Genomic DNA, 15,695 nt, shown 5'->3' on the forward strand with positions numbered 1-15,695 from the left:
GTACATGAAAAAAATTCTTGTTGCAAACAGGGGCGAGATTGCCATTAGGGTAATGCAGACCGCAAAAAAAATGGGCATTAAAACGGTGGCGGTTTACAGTGCTGCCGACAGGAACGCCCCACACGTAAAATTTGCCGACGAGGCGGTTTATATAGGCGAAGCGCCATCATCTCAAAGCTACCTTTTGGGATATAAAATTATCGAGGCGGCTAAAACCACCGGTGCCGATGCCATACATCCCGGTTACGGCTTTTTAAGCGAGAACGCCAATTTTGCCGAAGAGGTAGAAAAAAGCGGACTCACATTTATTGGCCCGCGCCCCGATGCCATCCGCATTATGGGCAGCAAGCTGGGCGCTAAAGATGCTGTTAAGGCCTACAACATACCAATGGTGCCGGGCGTAGATGAAGCCATTACCGATGTGGCTAAAGCCAAAGCAATTTCTGCCGAAATTGGCTTCCCTATTTTGATAAAAGCTTCGGCCGGGGGTGGCGGTAAGGGCATGCGTATTGTAGAAAACGAAGCCGAATTTGAGTCGCAAATGGACCGTGCTATAAGCGAGGCTACCTCAGCCTTTGGCGATGGATCGGTTTTTATAGAAAAATACGTTGCCTCACCAAGGCATATCGAAATACAGGTAATGGCCGATAGCCACGGCAATGTACTGTACCTTTTTGAAAGGGAGTGCAGCATACAGCGCCGCCACCAAAAGGTGGTGGAAGAAGCACCTTCTTCGGTACTTACCCCGCAAATACGCAAGGCTATGGGCGAGGCTGCCGTTAAGGTGGCTAAGGCCTGCAATTACCTTGGTGCCGGTACGGTGGAGTTTCTGTTGGATGAAAACCTCAACTTTTACTTCCTTGAAATGAATACCCGCCTGCAGGTGGAGCATCCGGTAACGGAAATGATAACGGGGCTGGACCTGGTAGAACTCCAGATAAAAATTGCCCGCGGCGAGGTTATGGATATAAAGCAGGAAGACCTGCACATTAAAGGCCACGCTATGGAGCTTCGCGTATATGCCGAAGACCCGGTAAATGACTTCGCGCCAAGCGTAGGGCATTTAAGTACCTACAATATCCCGGTAGGCGAAGGCATCCGTGTAGATAACGGTTTTGAGCAGGGTATGGATGTGCCTATTTATTACGACCCCATGCTGGCCAAGCTTATTACCTACGGTAAAAACCGCGAGGCCGCCATACAGTTAATGATAGAGGCTATTGCCAATTACCATATAGAGGGCGTTGCCACTACCCTGCCCTTTGGCACATTTGTAATGGAGCATGAGGCATTTAGGTCGGGTAATTTTGATACGCACTTTGTAAAGAAATATTACGACAGCGCTGCCCTAAAGGCCAAGGCCGATACCGAAGCCGAAATTGCCGCTTACATTGCCCTGAAGCATTACCTTGAAGACCGCAAAACATTACGATTACCAAAAAAGTAAGCCATGGAAAATAAGATACAGGCCCTTAACGATAAAATTGCATTAGCAAAGCTGGGCGGCGGCGAAAAGCGAATTGCCACACAGCACAGCAAAAAGAAACTTACTGCCCGCGAGCGTGTGGAGTACCTGCTGGACGAAGGCTCTTTTGAAGAGACCGGCATGCTGGTTACCCACCGCACTACCGATTTTGGCATGGATAAAGAAACCTACTATGGCGATGGTGTTATTACCGGCTACGGCACAATAAACGGCCGTGCGGTGTGCATTTTTGCGCAGGATTTCACGGTTTTTGGCGGTGCTTTATCCGAAACACATGCCGAGAAAATATGCAAGGTTATGGATATGGCCATTAAAACCGGCGTACCTATGATTGGGTTAAATGACAGTGGCGGTGCCCGTATACAGGAGGGCGTACGCTCGCTTGGCGGGTATGCCGATATTTTCTTCCGTAATGTGCAGTCCAGTGGGGTAATACCGCAAATAAGCGCCATTATGGGCCCGTGCGCGGGTGGTGCGGTATACTCACCGGCCATGACCGATTTTACCATGATGGTAGAAAACACCAGCTATATGTTTGTTACCGGCCCCAACGTGGTAAAAACGGTAACTAACGAAACCGTAACATCCGAAGAGCTGGGTGGTGCCAGTACCCACTCTACCAAGAGCGGTGTAGCGCACATAACATCGGCTAACGATGTGCAATGCCTTGAGGATATTAAGTCGTTACTAAGCTACCTGCCGCAAAACAACCGCGAAACCACCCCTAAACTGGAGGTTGACTTTAAAGATGAAATTCGTGAGTCGCTTATTGGCATCATCCCGGAAAATGCCAACAAGCCGTATGATATGCATAAGGTTATACAGGGTATTATAGATGAAGATTCGTTTTACGAGATACATAAAGATTTTGCCGAGAACATAATCGTGGGTTTTGCCCGCCTGGGTGGCCGCAGCATAGGCATTGTGGCTAACCAGCCACAGCACCTTGCCGGTGTGCTTGACGTTAACAGCTCAGTCAAAGCAGCACGCTTTACGCGTTTTTGCGACTGCTTTAATATTCCGCTGTTGGTATTGGTAGATGTACCGGGTTTTTTACCGGGCACCAACCAGGAGTGGAACGGTATTATTGTTCACGGTGCCAAGCTGCTGTATGCCCTTAGCGAGGCCACCGTACCGCGCATTACCGTGATTACTCGTAAGGCTTACGGTGGTGCGTATGATGTTATGAATTCCAAACACATAGGTGCCGATATGAACTTTGCGTGGCCATCTGCCGAAATTGCCGTTATGGGAGCCAAAGGTGCAAGTGAGATCATCTTTAAAAAGGAAATATCCGAAGCGCCGGACCCTGCTGCAAAGCTCCTGGAAAAAGAAGCTGAGTATGCCGAGAAGTTCGCCAACCCCTACCGTGCGGCACAGCGCGGCTTTATAGACGAGGTTATCCTACCGGAAGAAACCCGCCGCAAACTGCTTAAAGCCTTTAGCATGTTAGAGAATAAAGTGGTAGAAGCACCTAAGCGAAAACACGGCAACATACCGCTGTAACAAATAGTTAATAAAAAAGACGGGCTTTATAACCCGTCTTCTAAATAACTTACCATAAAACTTTCGCGGTTAAGTCCGTCCGTTAAATACAGCAGGCTAATGCCTACTACATCTGTAAGTACCTTTTTAAAGGCGCTGTAATCATCCGGCTTTTTAATGTAAATGTTGGCACCTGCAATAAAAGCCTCTTCTACATGCAGCATGTAAGATGATGATGAGTATATACCCACCACCACATCGCGCAGTTTTTTGTTGGCCCTTAGCTTTATAAGCCACTCCATACCCGCGCCCGATGGTTTGTTTAAGTTAATAAGCACCAGGTGGGGCAAATTAGGTGTAAGCCTTAAATAGTTGGTAAGAGAGCGTCCGCTTTTAAACAATGTAACAGCAGTAGCCACCCTTACCTGGTTAAAAGCATCCTTAAAAAATTGCCTGTCCTCGGCATCATCGTTTGCAATAGCAATGTGTAATTTATCTTTCTCCATCATCATATAGCCAGTCAACATTTGCTAAATACATACGTATCCTAATTGCTGAATGCTATATTAAATTTAAAAAAAAATTACAGAAACACATTCTATTTAAGAAGCTGCTAACTTTTATTTAAGAAAAATTTCGCTGTATTGTTTAATTTTATCACAAATTAACCTACATAAAATCAGGCGATTTGCTAAATGACTGCCGCGTTAAGGTAGCGTAAAATATCGGTGCGGGCATCATTAGACATCTGTTCGGGGAGTTGCTCATCAAAGTCGAATATTGTGTGGTCTATCTCAATACTGTACCTGCCTGGTTTAGGGGTAAACTTAAGGAAACCTTTTTTATCGGCCTTGCCATTTACTTTTGTAGTGGCGCTTAGCGGCCTGAATTTAAAGCGCTTTATAGTATGGCTGGCTTTGTGGTACATAAACCAAAGCATCTCTTTAAAGCCACTGCCTGCGGCCTCTACCTCTACTATTGCAATGTCAGAATGGTCTAAGAAATACACAATTTGATGATCGTTTTGCATAACTCATAATGATTGATGATACCTATTAAACGAATGATTTACTTTTTTGTTACAAGAAAGTCCAAAAAAAATTAAACGTTTGTTTAACAAAGGTACAGCTATAAACAATATCATGGAATTTTTGTCGCTATAGTTTTTTATAGTGACGCTAAAATATCATATGACTACATTACCAGATTAGTTATGGCTGTTGGCAACACATTGCATACAACATTGACTCTTAATCATTCAGCTTTTATAAATGTAAAGCTGTAGGTTATTGTATCTTTTTTTAAGAAAAGCGTATCACTACAAGGCCGTTTTATTATACTGTCCCCTTTTTTAGCAACCTCGTCAAATGATGGATTATATGAAGTGTCAAAAAATTTAAGGCGGTAAGCACGAAAAGGCATAAACACATATTTTTCGCCGTTTTTAATAGTAAATGCACTCCCTTCTCTGTTGCCATTGTACGCAACATCAAGTTGTTCTTTTATTGATGCTGTATTAAATTTTTTGAAATCTTCCCTCCCCTTCTTCCTCATTTTAATTTGAGTAGATGCTATTAAAAACACTATCAGCGATAAAAAACAAAATGCAGCAACTATTTTTAATTTCATATTACAAGCATTGTTAAAACAGAGTTCAGTCCACGTAAATATAACGGATTTCAAACACTTATAATTATAAATCCGCGCTATCCGTCGTAATGAAAACATGAAGCATAAAAAAACCTCCCATTGCTGAGAGGTTTTGTACCTGGAGTGGGAATCGAACCCACACACCTAAGTACACGAGTTTGAGTCGTGCGCGTCTACCAATTCCGCCATCCAGGCATGCGGTATGCTTATTGTGGGTGCAAATTTAGAAAATAATATTTAAAACTCAGAAAAATAGGCAACAATTTACCGCGTGTATTAAATTAAATTTCTAAATTTGCACCCTGTTTATAAAGCTCAGCACTAACTAACTATTAAACAACTATTTGTAATGTCTTATAAAGAACCGGAAGCTAAAATATTTTCAAGTTCTCAAAGCACCTACCTGGCCGAAAAAATAGCGGCTGCTTACAACACAACGTTAGGCAAGGTTACCTTCTCTACTTACAGCGATGGCGAGTTTCAGCCGTCGTTTGAAGAGTCTATAAGGGGTTTACGCGTATTTTTGGTATGCTCTACCTTTCCTAATGCCGATAACCTTATGGAGCTGCTGTTAATGATAGACGCTGCAAAAAGGGCTTCTGCAAGACATATTACTGCCGTTATACCTTACTTTGGCTGGGCAAGGCAGGACCGTAAAGATAAACCGCGTGTGCCAATAGGGGCTAAACTTGTTGCCAAGCTGTTAGAAAGCGCCGGCGCTACAAGGATTATGACCATGGACCTTCACGCCGACCAGATACAGGGATTTTTTGAGAAACCGGTAGACCACCTGTTTGCATCAACCATCTTTGTACCGTATATAAAAAGCCTTAACCTGGATAATCTTACCATTGCATCGCCGGATATGGGCGGCTCTAAAAGGGCTTATGCATACAGTAAGTTTTTAGGCAGCGATGTTGTAATTTGCTACAAACAGCGCAAAGAGGCCAACAAAATTGAAACTATGGAGCTTATTGGTGATGTTACAGGCCGTAACATTATACTGGTAGACGACATGATAGATACTGGCGGTACCCTTGCAAAAGCAGCCGACCTTATGATGGAAAAAGGTGCACTTAGTGTGCGCGCCATTTGTACGCACCCTATATTAAGTGGTGGTGCTTACGAAAAAATTGAACAGTCGCAATTAAAAGAGCTTATTGTTACCGACAGCATTCCGCTTAAGAAGGAAACTTCTAAAATTAAAGTGGTAAGCTGCGCCGACCTTTTTGCAGAGGTTATGCACATGGTGCAAAACAACAACTCTATTAGCGGCAAGTTCTTACAATAGAATTTTTTTATTATTAACTATATTAATTATTTCAAATGAAATCAATTACGATTAAAGGATCTGAAAGAGAAAGCGTAGGTAAAGCGGCAACGCGTACGATACGTAATGCTGGAATGGTTCCTTGCGTGTTATACGGAGGAGATCAGCCAGTGCATTTTAATGCAGAAGAAATTGCATTTAAAAACCTTGTTTACACTCCAAACGTGCACACAGTGGTAATTGAACTTCCGGGAGCTTCTTACAACGCTATCCTTCAGGATATCCAGTTTCACCCGGTAAGCGACAAAATTCTTCACATCGATTTTTACCAACTTCATGATGATAAAGAAATCACTATGGATGTACCGGTTAAAATTACAGGAACATCTCCGGGTGTACTTGGTGGTGGTGTTTTACGTGTTAACCAACGTAAACTTAAAGTAAGAGCTTTACCAGCTAACCTTCCTGACTTTGTAGAGGCTAACATTTCTGAACTTGAAATGGGTAACAAACTTTACATAACTAAACTTGTACAGGATAACTTTAAACTGCTTCAGCCAGACAACACTGTTGTTGCTCAGGTTCGTATCTCTCGTGCTGCTATGAAAGCTGCTCAGGAGGCTGCAAAAGCTGCAAAAGCTCCTGCAAAAGGAAAGAAAAAATAATTCTGACTCTTTTACAGATATATCAAAAGCGCTCCAATCGGGGCGCTTTTTTTATGGATAAAAAGCTTATCTTGCTTTAAAAATTAAGCATGAAATATCATTACAAAATATTTTACTGTGTAGCCTTTGCTTTCACAATGAGTTTATTATTGGGTTGTTCTGCGGGCAATAAATATAAGGGTATGGAAATTGACGGTACAGCCGCCGCATGTTTTAATAAAGAAGAAGTAAAATTTTTAGTAAACAGCCACTTTACTAACAAAAACAAATTATCTAAGGTTTTGTTCTTAGGAACCGAAGTTTCAGGTAAAAATTGCATCGGCTTATATACTTATTGTTTTACAGCAAGAACGATGTCTACACGCATTATACATAAAGTATTAAAATTTGAAGATAAACTCTATTTAGTTGACGGTGATAATAAAACCGGAGACAGCCTGGCACTAAAAGAATTTTTAGATAAATATGCTACACTATTCTCTAAAGATGAGATTAAGAGGCTAACGGATAGCTTTAATGCCGGGACAAAATTTAATGGTTCTTTTTTATAACGTTAAACAGCTAACACCAAATACCTGTTCAACCTGAAATCTTTACTATAGTGCAATACCTCAATTTTGTTCATTCAGCATCAAATTTTAAACAGCTTTCTACCTAATACAACCCGAAGAAGAAAGATTTGGTGGAAGTGGCGGTTCAGGCGGTATGTCTATCAAAAGCCCGTCGATTATTGCCGAATTTGCAGATGTACTAAATTTTCCGTAAAACAATTTTTCAAGTTTCAATGTAAAATCAAGCCTGTCTTTATCAAGGTATTCATAAATAAATTCTTTCCTAAATTTAAGCTTTTTATCATTTCGCATTGTTATAGCATACACGGTTGCATGAGCAATATCAATCTCCGTAAAGCCTATGTTTCCAAATAAATCTTCAGCTTTAGCTTTAAAAACATTAAAACTGTCTTTCTCAAATTTTCTTGCATAATATTTATACTCCCCTATGTAAGGAAGCACCTCCTCACAGTAATACAAACTGTCGGGCGTAAGTTTAATACCCCTACGGGGAGAAGCGGGATTCATCTCCTTTCCTATTACAAACTGAAGGATATCCTGCGAAACTTTATGATCTGAACAGGAAATAATGGCAAATAGCCCAAAAGCAATGTAACGCATAGTAAGCATAATACTCCGGTTTATAGTAAAAGTACAAAATCGGTTAACTCAACAAATAACCAAATCAACAAATAATCTTATTTTTGCCCCATGAAATGGCTTACCAACCTTTTTGCAAAACAAAAAGAAGAACCTACCGACCCTATGAAGAAATTTTTGATAGCCGGCCTTGGCAACATTGGTGCGGAATATGTAAACACACGCCACAACATTGGCTTTAAAGTATTAGACCGCCTTGTACAGCAGGAAGGCCTTAGCTACGAAACCGCCAAGTTTGGTGCTGTAGCCGAATATAAAATCAAAGGGCGTACCCTTATACTCCTTAAACCCAACACCTATATGAACCTTAGCGGCAAAGCTGTTAAGTATTGGATGGAAAAAGAAAACATACCTGCCGAAAATGTTTTGGTTGTAACCGATGACCTTAATATACCCTTCGGAACTATACGTATTAAGGCAAAAGGCAGCGATGGAGGCCATAATGGGCTAAAAAGTATTCAGCAATTGCTAAACTCCAGCGATTACCCGCGTTTTAGGTTTGGTATAAGCGATGAGTTTAAAAAAGGCAAACAGGTAGATTATGTGCTTGGAGAATGGGATGATAAAGAAAAACTGGCCCTGCCCGAAAGGCTGGATAAATCAGTCGAAGCGATAAAATCGTTCGCATTGGCCGGCCTTGCCGACACCATGAGCGCCTTTAACGGTAAATAAAAAACGTCCCGCAAAATTGCGGGACGCTTAGTTTTATAACAATTGTGGTTTTTTTAGTTGACCACAATTTTCTTTGTTACAGATGTTGCTCCCTGTTTTACGTGTACAAGATAGATGCCTGATTGCGCCCCGCTTAAAGATAGCGTTTGCTCAAACACACTGCCTGGTGCTGTAAAAGCCCGGTTAAGCACTTGCCTGCCCCTAATGTCGTATACCATTATACTTACCTCATCGGCTGTAGCCGGATTAAAGCGCACGGTAAAGTTGCCATTAGTTGGGTTAGGATACACCGAGAAATCTGTGAATTTAGTGTCAGTTACACTGGCAACAAACTCGTGCGTAGCACAAATATTTATACTCCAGCTGTTAAGCGCACCACCATCTTCGCCAAATTCATCAAACACACTCAGTGTCCACTCGCCTGCAGGATTTTCGCCATCAAAAGTAGAAAGCGGTACATCCGGAATAATTATGCCGCCAATAGATGGGTTATCGCCACAGCTAAACACAGCACCGTCATCGTTAAACGTTGCATTAACATTATCGCCCTGTGCGCATTCCTGGCTTATTAGTTGCACTTCGGTTCCCTGCGGGCTTATCAGTTTTATGGTTAAGTCGCCCACCCAGGTATGGGTAATATCCATGCTCACGGTAATGCTCTCAACAGGAGTTTCATCGTCCACCATAACGGTAGAGGTAACCGTAGCCACATCAGTTGGCGATATCAGTACCGGAACATCATCTGATATATAATCTACACACAGGTTAAAGCCGGTGGTGAACGAAAATACTGTACTGGCATCACCTGTACAGCCTTCGTTTGCAGGGCTAACCCTCCAGTAATAGGTAAAGCTTTCGCCAAGGTTTGTGGCATAGCTGCTCTCGGTAACGGTAGCCTGTTCTACTATGTTGGTAAAGGCGGCATCGGTAGCGATCTCAATTTCATAGAGGCCTGCATTGGCGGTATCTTCCCAGTCAAATGTTGTCGCCAATGGCACAGTCGTTGCGCCGTTAGCCGGAGATAACTGCGTTACCGGGCCAAAACCTGAATCTAAAAGATCTAAATACAGGTGGAAGGTTTTAGTAACCGAACCTGATGTTGCTGTTACCGTCATGGTATAAAAACCGGTAGCAGCACTTGTGGTACTACTAACGGTAACCGCTACCGTACCCGTTGCCGAAATACTCGCCGGGTTAAATGTTACTACAGACCCTACAGGGTTACCCGTAACAGCAAATGTTGTAGCTGTATTAAAACCCGAATAAGCGTTGTAAGCAAGCGTATAAGCCACATCGTTACCTTTACAGGCTGTAATGTTTTGCGCGCCGTTTACAGCAAAAGCCATAGTGGTTGCCGGTGCCGTAATGGTAAAATTAGCATTGCCAAGGTCGTAAAAAATATTGTCGTAACCTTTTACCATTATCCTTTTGGTAGTGCCTTGTATGTTTGGTATCGTAACGGTTTCGCTGCCATCGTTAGGCACTTTAGCGCCTAAAACAGTAGGGTAGGTATAACCACCATCGGTAGAAAGTAAAATATCTACATACGGTGTGTTTACACCATTTGCTGTAGTACCCGCTACATTCCACGTTACGGTTTGGTTGGTGCCCGCCTGCCAGCTCACGTTGGTGTTAGGCGATGTCACTGCAAACGGACCCGCTGTGCCCGATACATGCACTACCATATCGTCTATCACGGCCTGGCCACCCAGTACATTATTATCGCGCACGGTAAGGTTAAACTTAAAATCGCGCGCTACGTTGCTTATCACTTCCCACGTTGGGTACAGGTTATTATCTAAAACATCATCAATATCGGGTAAAAAACGCTCCGGCACATCTTTAATAGGCACCGAACGGAAATTAGGCCCCTGTGCAGCAGTATTTACCGGTGGCTGTACCGATATTTCTTTATCCATCTCCTCCCAGCAATAGGTAAGGTCGTCTCCGTTCTCATCAGTAGCAGAGCCTGATAATATAAATGGTGTGCCAAAAGGTATAGTATGGTCTTTACCGGCGTTTACTACCGGTGGCACATTACCTGTAATGGTGTTAACACTACAGTTGCCGTTGCCTGCTATAAAAGCCGACATCTCTATAATGCTCTGGGCATGAAACTGCGCATCGGAGTGAAACTCCACGTTAGGGTCGCACACACCGGCATAAGCCATAATAGTGGTGCCGCTACCGGTTTCGTAGGCTGTATCATTATTACGGTTACCACCGCACTCATTATTAAAACTGTGGTTACCGCCAAACTGGTGGCCTATTTCGTGCGCCACAAAGTCTATATCATAGCTATCGCCTACAGGTGCCCCTAAACCGGTTATAGCCGCTGCCTTACTGCCGGAACAAACCGACTGGAATGAGGCAACCCCGCCACCACCGGTACTTACCGTATGGCCTATATCATAATTATCAAAGCCTATAATGGCATCTATAGTTGTCTGGCTTTGGCCTAAAAGGGCATTATCTGTATTAGAGTTATCATACTCGTCCGAATCTATAAAAATAAGGTCTTCGTTATTGTCTATAAATTCCATTGTTACGGCAAAATCCCTTTCATAAATACCGTTTACGCGGTTCATGGTAACTACCATTGCGGCCTGTATGGCTGCTACTTTCTGCGCCAGCGTGCCGTTATTAAGACCCGCAGCATTAATATGGAAAGCCGCATACTCAATAGTATTACTCATTGCCAAACGGTATACCCTAAAAGTACCATCGGTAGATTGTACTGTTTGCGGCAGGTTAGCGCCAAAAGTTTTGGCGGCGGCATTTGGGTTCAACTCTTCAAATCCGCAATAAAAAGAGCGGCCTGCGCCAAGGTCTTTTTTCTTGTATACCATGTAGTAGTTATGGTCTTTAGTGTAAGGATCTGTATATGAAGTTTCGTTAGCGAACATCATGTTATGAAACCCGAAAAGCGTAATGCTAAAGCGAATGGTTTCGGATGGTTTATCAATTCCTTTACCAATATAGCTGCGCATATCAGGGTGTTTTGCCTGTAAGCCCGGCTGCATGGTAGGTGCCTCATAAATGCGGAAGTTTTTTAGTACCCCGTCCCCGTCAGGAAAAGCTATAACCACATTAGACGTTGTACCGGATAATCGCATGGGCGCTGCCTGCAACTGCTGCTTTAGTGCTGCAAGGTTAAGCGTAAAAAGATGGTAAGCCGTGGGCGATGATGCCCTCTCCAGCTTATCGGTCGGGGCAATGGTTGCGCCGTCTGCCCTGCCCCAAACAGGCGTTTGTGCAAAACCTGTGGTTAACGACAAAACTGCCAAACACAGGTAGAGTAATTTTAATTTCATAGTTTGTGCGTTAGTTTTTAAAGTTCACGAATATAGCAATTTACAATTTATTAATACATTTATTTATGATATCGCAGCTAATATTTGCAATTCACTACATTACCTTATACGATTATACATATCTTTAATAATACCGAAATTTAAAACCAATGAAACGCTTTATAATAGTAATAATCTTGCTTACGCTAACTGCCTGTAAAACCCAAAAGAACTTTGCTACGACAACTCCTGTTATAGAGAGCGACTGTCCCACCGCCGGGACCTGTAATTTTGAGGTATTAAAAGACAAGGGGCTGAACGTAGTAAAAGATAACACAGGCCGCACCTATTACACTATCATTGATGCACCCGGAAAAGTGGTTATAAAATATGCCTACAACAAAACCCGCAACCCTGCCCTGCCCGATGATTTTTATAATGAGGTTGTTGCCATAGAAACCGATGCCGCCTTTACTAACCTCACTAATGGCAACCATCCTGAGGAGGTTTATGTTACCGTACAATGTTTTTGCCGTGGCAAAGCAGGTACCTATGTAGTTATTGCCGCCAAAGTTGAATACAATAACAATAAATTACACATAAAGCTCCCCGAAAATATTTTTGACGGACAGCTAACAAAAGATATTTGGGTTTCTTTTAAATAACATTAGTGCAGTATATTTGGCATCCGCCAGGGTAGCAAAGCCCTGGGCCGAATTATTACTGATGAAAACACCACCCGAAACCAAAATAAAAGCCATCTGGCTGTATAACCTGCCCGATGGCAGCTGTACCTTTAAAACAGGCACTTTGCCTAACCGTACCACCATAGCGAACAAAGGGTTCTTTGCCCAAACGCATATAGATGATTACCAAAAAACCAGCCATCCTGCTCCAAGAAAGCAGTATGTGGTTACATTGCAGGGCAGGCTAGAATTTATGGTTACCAGTGGCGACACTTTTATTATAGAACCCGGGGTAATTTTAATTGCAGAAGATACCCACGGGCATGGGCATACCTGGAGGCTTATAGAAGGCGATGTTTGGAAACGCCTGTACCTGCCATTTGATCATGAGGGCAGCGCCCACTTTACCGAAACTAAATAGCAAAACATAGAGCATAAAAAAGGGCGCCATAAGCGCCCTTTCCTGTATTATAAAGTGAGTAACTAATTAGTTAACTACAACTTTTCTAACTTCTTTGCGTGCACCATCCTGTACAGTTACCATATAGATACCCGATTGTACACTGTTAAGGTTTATGTTGCCAGAGAACAGGCCTGTGTTTTCGTAAGTATTGTTAAATACCTGCCTGCCGCTGATGTCATGTACCATAATACCAATTTTGCTGTCGCTTTCAGAGTTGAATGCTACAGTAAATGAACCTTTGTTAGGGTTAGGATAAACACTAAAATTACTTAAGCCAAAGTTCTCTGTACCTAATGGTATAGCATTTTGCGTACAAACCTCTAAAGACCATGATGTTAAAGTACCGGCATCGCCCTGGAAAACATCAATAAAATCTAAAGACCATGTTCCCTCAGCATCAGCACCTGCAAACACAGATAAAGGATCTTGTGGAGCATAAGTACCAGATATTGAAGTACTACATGTTAACGCAGGGGCACCATCGCTAAAAGTAACATTTAGATTGTTGCTGCTATCGCAACTTTGGTTAAACAGGTTAATTTGAGTACCTGCCGGGTTAGTAACCGCCACAACAAGATCACCTACATAAGAGTGTGTAACCTGTGCAGTAACATTAACCGATGTAACAGTACCTGTAGAAGGAACCGTTAACGTTTGGCTTGTGTAATTAACAGCACCATCAGGTATGCTCATGTTAGCATCATTAGTATAAACTTCACAAGTTGTATTAGTGGTAAAGCCTATTCCAAATTGTTTTTGGTTTAAAGCGTAGAATATGTTTCCTACTGCCTCTATCATAATACGGCAGTTAGTACCGCTTACACCTGCAGGAACAGTAATTACTTCACTACCATCATTTGATGTGTTTGCTGCTAAAACCGTTGCGAATGTTGCACCACCATCTGTAGATAATAAAATGTTTACATTAGCAGTGTTAATGTTATTGGCTGTAGTACCGGCAACATCCCATGTAATAGTTTGCTGGCTGTTTAATGGCCACGCAAGGTCATCAGCATTTTGAGAAGTTACGGCAAAAGGGCCAAAATTTCTTACGTTAATAGTCACCTCATCGGTAGCAGTTTGTCCGCCTCCGGCAACGTTATCCCTGCCTGTTAGTGTAAAATGTAGTGTTCTTGCTACGTTAGATACAGTTTCCCATGTAGAGGTTAACTGGTTGTTTAAAACGCGGCTAAATGCAGGCATATACCTTACATCTGAAGCGCTTGGCGGCACTGAACGGAAACTTGCACCTACAGTAGACGTTGCGCTTGGAAAACCACCCGTTTGGGCAAACGCTCCGTTAGCATCATCATTTTGCTCCCAGTTATAAGTTACGTTATCACCATTAGCGTCAGATCCTACACCCCTTAAAACAAATGCAGTTCCTTTTGGTATAGAGTAGTTAGGGCCGGCATTAATTGTAAACGCAGGATTTGTAAGTGTTGTATTTACAGCACATGCTTTATCTTCAAGGTTAGCCTGTATCTGAGCTATTGTGATGTAAGCAAAATAATCATCAGAGTGCCTTTGCACGTCTGGAGATCCTGTTATACCTGCATAGCCCATAATGGTGCTTCCGCTACCGGGCTCTACATTAGTACCGGAACCTTCATCATTAACAGAGTAGGTATGGGTGCCTCCAAGCTGGTGGCCAAGTTCGTGGGCAACATAGTCAATATCATAGTTGTCACCTTCCGGTATTCCATCAATTGGCGATGTAATACCGCTACCTTTTTGTCCATTTACACATACGCAACCAATACAGCCGGCGTTACCACCACCACCACTGGCGCCAAAAAGGTGGCCAATATCGTAGTTAGCTTCACCAATTACGTTTGTAAGTGTAGTTTGCAGCTGGCCATTCCAGTTATTAATACCGCTTGCAGGCGAGTAAGGATCTGTAGATGTGCTGGTGTAGATAATATCCAGTTCGTCTTCTATCAGGTTAAGGTGCACAGCAAGGTCATTTTCATACACACCATTAACACGTGTCATGGTAGCGTTCATTGCAGCAAGGGCATCTTCCTTAGCACCACCATGGTAAATAGTATACTCTGCAGTACAAGATAATGCAAGGCGGAATGTTTTAAATGTAAGCGCGTCCGATAAGCCTTTTGCCGCAGATGCATGCTGTGCAGCATTGTGTACAGCCTGGTCTTCCGGAGTCCAGCAGGTAAAAGGCAACTGGCCTTTCTGGGCACGTTTTGCTCCCGATGTAAATAAAGCATACACTTCACTGTTAGTAGTGTATGGCTCTATAAATTCGGTATTACCGTCTGCACGCAATACCATAGTTTGTATGCCTTTTGGCGAAATACTAAATCTTAAGTAAGCTGTTGGGTCTTCTACACCGTTACCTGCATAAGAGCGTATATCCTGGTGCGCAGCCTGTAGGCCCGGTGCAAAGTTAGAAGCTTCTACTACCCTAAAATGCTCTGTAGTACCATTTAATGTAGGTATAGTGATGATAACGCCTGTAGCACCCGACTCTTTTGTTGGAGCCGATGCAAGGGCCGACCTTAGTTTTGTAGCATCCAGCGATACAAATTTAAGTGTACCGTCGTTAAGCTCAAAAGCTTTTTTAACCTGGCCCAGCGTGTTTGCCTTTTGTGGGGCAACTGCCGTCCAGAATTCCTTAGTTTGTGAGTATCCCGCCGTAAGGCTAAAAATGGATAACATTCCCACGAGTAATTCTTTTTTCATTTATTTAGTTTAGTTAATCAATTGCATAAGTAACTCCAAAATGTGTAATTTATTGCACAGAATTTTTCACTAAAACGGTTGAGTTTACACAAATAATCATAAAATTATGAT

At 42.7% G+C, this 15,695-nt stretch carries 14 protein-coding genes and 1 tRNA gene; 8 read left to right on the forward strand and 7 right to left on the reverse strand.

Going from position 1 to position 15,695, the window contains the following annotated elements; translation table 11 throughout:
• Window positions 1–4: 4 nt before the first annotated feature.
• Complete coding sequence (gene accC, locus FMM05_RS05125; RefSeq protein WP_143372259.1) at window positions 5–1,447, forward strand: acetyl-CoA carboxylase biotin carboxylase subunit; 1,443 nt, start codon at window positions 5–7, stop codon at window positions 1,445–1,447.
• Window positions 1,448–1,450: 3 nt separating this feature from the next.
• Entirely contained in the window at window positions 1,451–2,992 is a 1,542-nt protein-coding gene (locus FMM05_RS05130) for an acyl-CoA carboxylase subunit beta (RefSeq protein ID WP_143372260.1), read from the forward strand.
• A gap of 26 nt (window positions 2,993–3,018) precedes the next feature.
• Here FMM05_RS05130 and FMM05_RS05135 read toward each other — a convergent pair whose 3' ends face one another.
• The 4 genes from FMM05_RS05135 to FMM05_RS05150 form a co-directional block, all read right to left on the reverse strand.
• Window positions 3,019–3,483 carry a response regulator gene (locus FMM05_RS05135; RefSeq protein ID WP_185965504.1) on the reverse strand — a complete coding sequence of 155 codons (465 nt, stop codon included), beginning with the start codon at window positions 3,481–3,483 and terminating at the stop codon, window positions 3,019–3,021.
• 179 nt (window positions 3,484–3,662) lie between these two features.
• Entirely contained in the window at window positions 3,663–4,001 is a 339-nt protein-coding gene (locus FMM05_RS05140) for a hypothetical protein (RefSeq protein ID WP_143372262.1), read from the reverse strand.
• A gap of 224 nt (window positions 4,002–4,225) precedes the next feature.
• Window positions 4,226–4,600, reverse strand: a complete 375-nt coding sequence (locus FMM05_RS05145; RefSeq protein ID WP_143372263.1) for a hypothetical protein — start codon at window positions 4,598–4,600, stop codon at window positions 4,226–4,228.
• Between the two features lie 136 nt (window positions 4,601–4,736).
• Window positions 4,737–4,816 (reverse strand) — tRNA-Leu (locus tag FMM05_RS05150).
• Between the two features lie 154 nt (window positions 4,817–4,970).
• On the opposite strand from FMM05_RS05150, the gene FMM05_RS05155 reads away from it, so the two are divergent.
• From FMM05_RS05155 to FMM05_RS05165, 3 genes are all read left to right on the forward strand, one after another.
• Complete coding sequence (locus tag FMM05_RS05155; RefSeq protein WP_143372264.1) at window positions 4,971–5,912, forward strand: ribose-phosphate pyrophosphokinase; 942 nt, start codon at window positions 4,971–4,973, stop codon at window positions 5,910–5,912.
• Between the two features lie 35 nt (window positions 5,913–5,947).
• On the forward strand, window positions 5,948–6,556 hold the full coding sequence (locus tag FMM05_RS05160; RefSeq protein WP_026990091.1) for a 50S ribosomal protein L25/general stress protein Ctc: 609 nt from the start codon (window positions 5,948–5,950) through the stop codon (window positions 6,554–6,556).
• A 182-nt stretch (window positions 6,557–6,738) separates the two neighbouring features.
• Window positions 6,739–7,107 carry a hypothetical protein gene (locus tag FMM05_RS05165; RefSeq protein ID WP_143372265.1) on the forward strand — a complete coding sequence of 123 codons (369 nt, stop codon included), beginning with the start codon at window positions 6,739–6,741 and terminating at the stop codon, window positions 7,105–7,107.
• Between the two features lie 99 nt (window positions 7,108–7,206).
• Here FMM05_RS05165 and FMM05_RS05170 read toward each other — a convergent pair whose 3' ends face one another.
• Entirely contained in the window at window positions 7,207–7,737 is a 531-nt protein-coding gene (locus tag FMM05_RS05170) for a hypothetical protein (protein ID WP_143372266.1), read from the reverse strand.
• A gap of 81 nt (window positions 7,738–7,818) precedes the next feature.
• On the opposite strand from FMM05_RS05170, the gene pth reads away from it, so the two are divergent.
• Window positions 7,819–8,439 carry an aminoacyl-tRNA hydrolase gene (pth, locus tag FMM05_RS05175; RefSeq protein WP_143372267.1) on the forward strand — a complete coding sequence of 207 codons (621 nt, stop codon included), beginning with the start codon at window positions 7,819–7,821 and terminating at the stop codon, window positions 8,437–8,439.
• A gap of 53 nt (window positions 8,440–8,492) precedes the next feature.
• Here the strand turns inward: pth and FMM05_RS05180 are convergent, their stop codons facing one another.
• Complete coding sequence (locus FMM05_RS05180) at window positions 8,493–11,753, reverse strand: reprolysin-like metallopeptidase (RefSeq protein ID WP_143372268.1); 3,261 nt, start codon at window positions 11,751–11,753, stop codon at window positions 8,493–8,495.
• A 149-nt stretch (window positions 11,754–11,902) separates the two neighbouring features.
• On the opposite strand from FMM05_RS05180, the gene FMM05_RS05185 reads away from it, so the two are divergent.
• Together FMM05_RS05185 and FMM05_RS05190 are read left to right on the forward strand one after the other, a co-directional pair.
• The gene (locus FMM05_RS05185) at window positions 11,903–12,397 is read left to right on the forward strand and encodes a hypothetical protein (protein WP_143372269.1); all 495 of its coding nucleotides are present in this window, start codon (window positions 11,903–11,905) and stop codon (window positions 12,395–12,397) included.
• A gap of 61 nt (window positions 12,398–12,458) precedes the next feature.
• On the forward strand, window positions 12,459–12,839 hold the full coding sequence (locus FMM05_RS05190) for a cupin domain-containing protein (protein WP_143372270.1): 381 nt from the start codon (window positions 12,459–12,461) through the stop codon (window positions 12,837–12,839).
• Between the two features lie 66 nt (window positions 12,840–12,905).
• On the opposite strand, the gene FMM05_RS05195 is transcribed toward FMM05_RS05190, so the two are convergent.
• A complete protein-coding gene (locus FMM05_RS05195; protein ID WP_143372271.1) occupies window positions 12,906–15,584 on the reverse strand; it encodes a zinc-dependent metalloprotease in 2,679 nt (892 codons plus the stop codon).
• Window positions 15,585–15,695: the final 111 nt, after the last annotated feature.

Origin of the sequence: Flavobacterium zepuense, from assembly GCF_007097145.1 — a bacterium.
Taxonomy (GTDB): Bacteria; Bacteroidota; Bacteroidia; order Flavobacteriales; family Flavobacteriaceae; genus Flavobacterium; species Flavobacterium zepuense.

What these genes read in the sequence shown, in the direction of transcription:
- accC (WP_143372259.1), top strand. Translation starts at nt 5, where the DNA reads ATGAAAAAAATTCTTGTTGCAAACAGGGGCGAGATTGCCATTAGGGTA.
- pth (WP_143372267.1), top strand. Translation starts at nt 7,819, where the DNA reads ATGAAATGGCTTACCAACCTTTTTGCAAAACAAAAAGAAGAACCTACC.
- FMM05_RS05140 (WP_143372262.1), bottom strand. Translation starts at nt 4,001, where the DNA reads ATGCAAAACGATCATCAAATTGTGTATTTCTTAGACCATTCTGACATT.
- FMM05_RS05190 (WP_143372270.1), top strand. Translation starts at nt 12,459, where the DNA reads ATGAAAACACCACCCGAAACCAAAATAAAAGCCATCTGGCTGTATAAC.
- FMM05_RS05195 (WP_143372271.1), bottom strand. Translation starts at nt 15,584, where the DNA reads ATGAAAAAAGAATTACTCGTGGGAATGTTATCCATTTTTAGCCTTACG.
- FMM05_RS05135 (WP_185965504.1), bottom strand. Translation starts at nt 3,483, where the DNA reads ATGATGATGGAGAAAGATAAATTACACATTGCTATTGCAAACGATGAT.
- FMM05_RS05185 (WP_143372269.1), top strand. Translation starts at nt 11,903, where the DNA reads ATGAAACGCTTTATAATAGTAATAATCTTGCTTACGCTAACTGCCTGT.
- FMM05_RS05180 (WP_143372268.1), bottom strand. Translation starts at nt 11,753, where the DNA reads ATGAAATTAAAATTACTCTACCTGTGTTTGGCAGTTTTGTCGTTAACC.
- FMM05_RS05155 (WP_143372264.1), top strand. Translation starts at nt 4,971, where the DNA reads ATGTCTTATAAAGAACCGGAAGCTAAAATATTTTCAAGTTCTCAAAGC.
- FMM05_RS05165 (WP_143372265.1), top strand. Translation starts at nt 6,739, where the DNA reads ATGGAAATTGACGGTACAGCCGCCGCATGTTTTAATAAAGAAGAAGTA.
- FMM05_RS05145 (WP_143372263.1), bottom strand. Translation starts at nt 4,600, where the DNA reads ATGAAATTAAAAATAGTTGCTGCATTTTGTTTTTTATCGCTGATAGTG.
- FMM05_RS05170 (WP_143372266.1), bottom strand. Translation starts at nt 7,737, where the DNA reads ATGCTTACTATGCGTTACATTGCTTTTGGGCTATTTGCCATTATTTCC.
- FMM05_RS05130 (WP_143372260.1), top strand. Translation starts at nt 1,451, where the DNA reads ATGGAAAATAAGATACAGGCCCTTAACGATAAAATTGCATTAGCAAAG.
- FMM05_RS05160 (WP_026990091.1), top strand. Translation starts at nt 5,948, where the DNA reads ATGAAATCAATTACGATTAAAGGATCTGAAAGAGAAAGCGTAGGTAAA.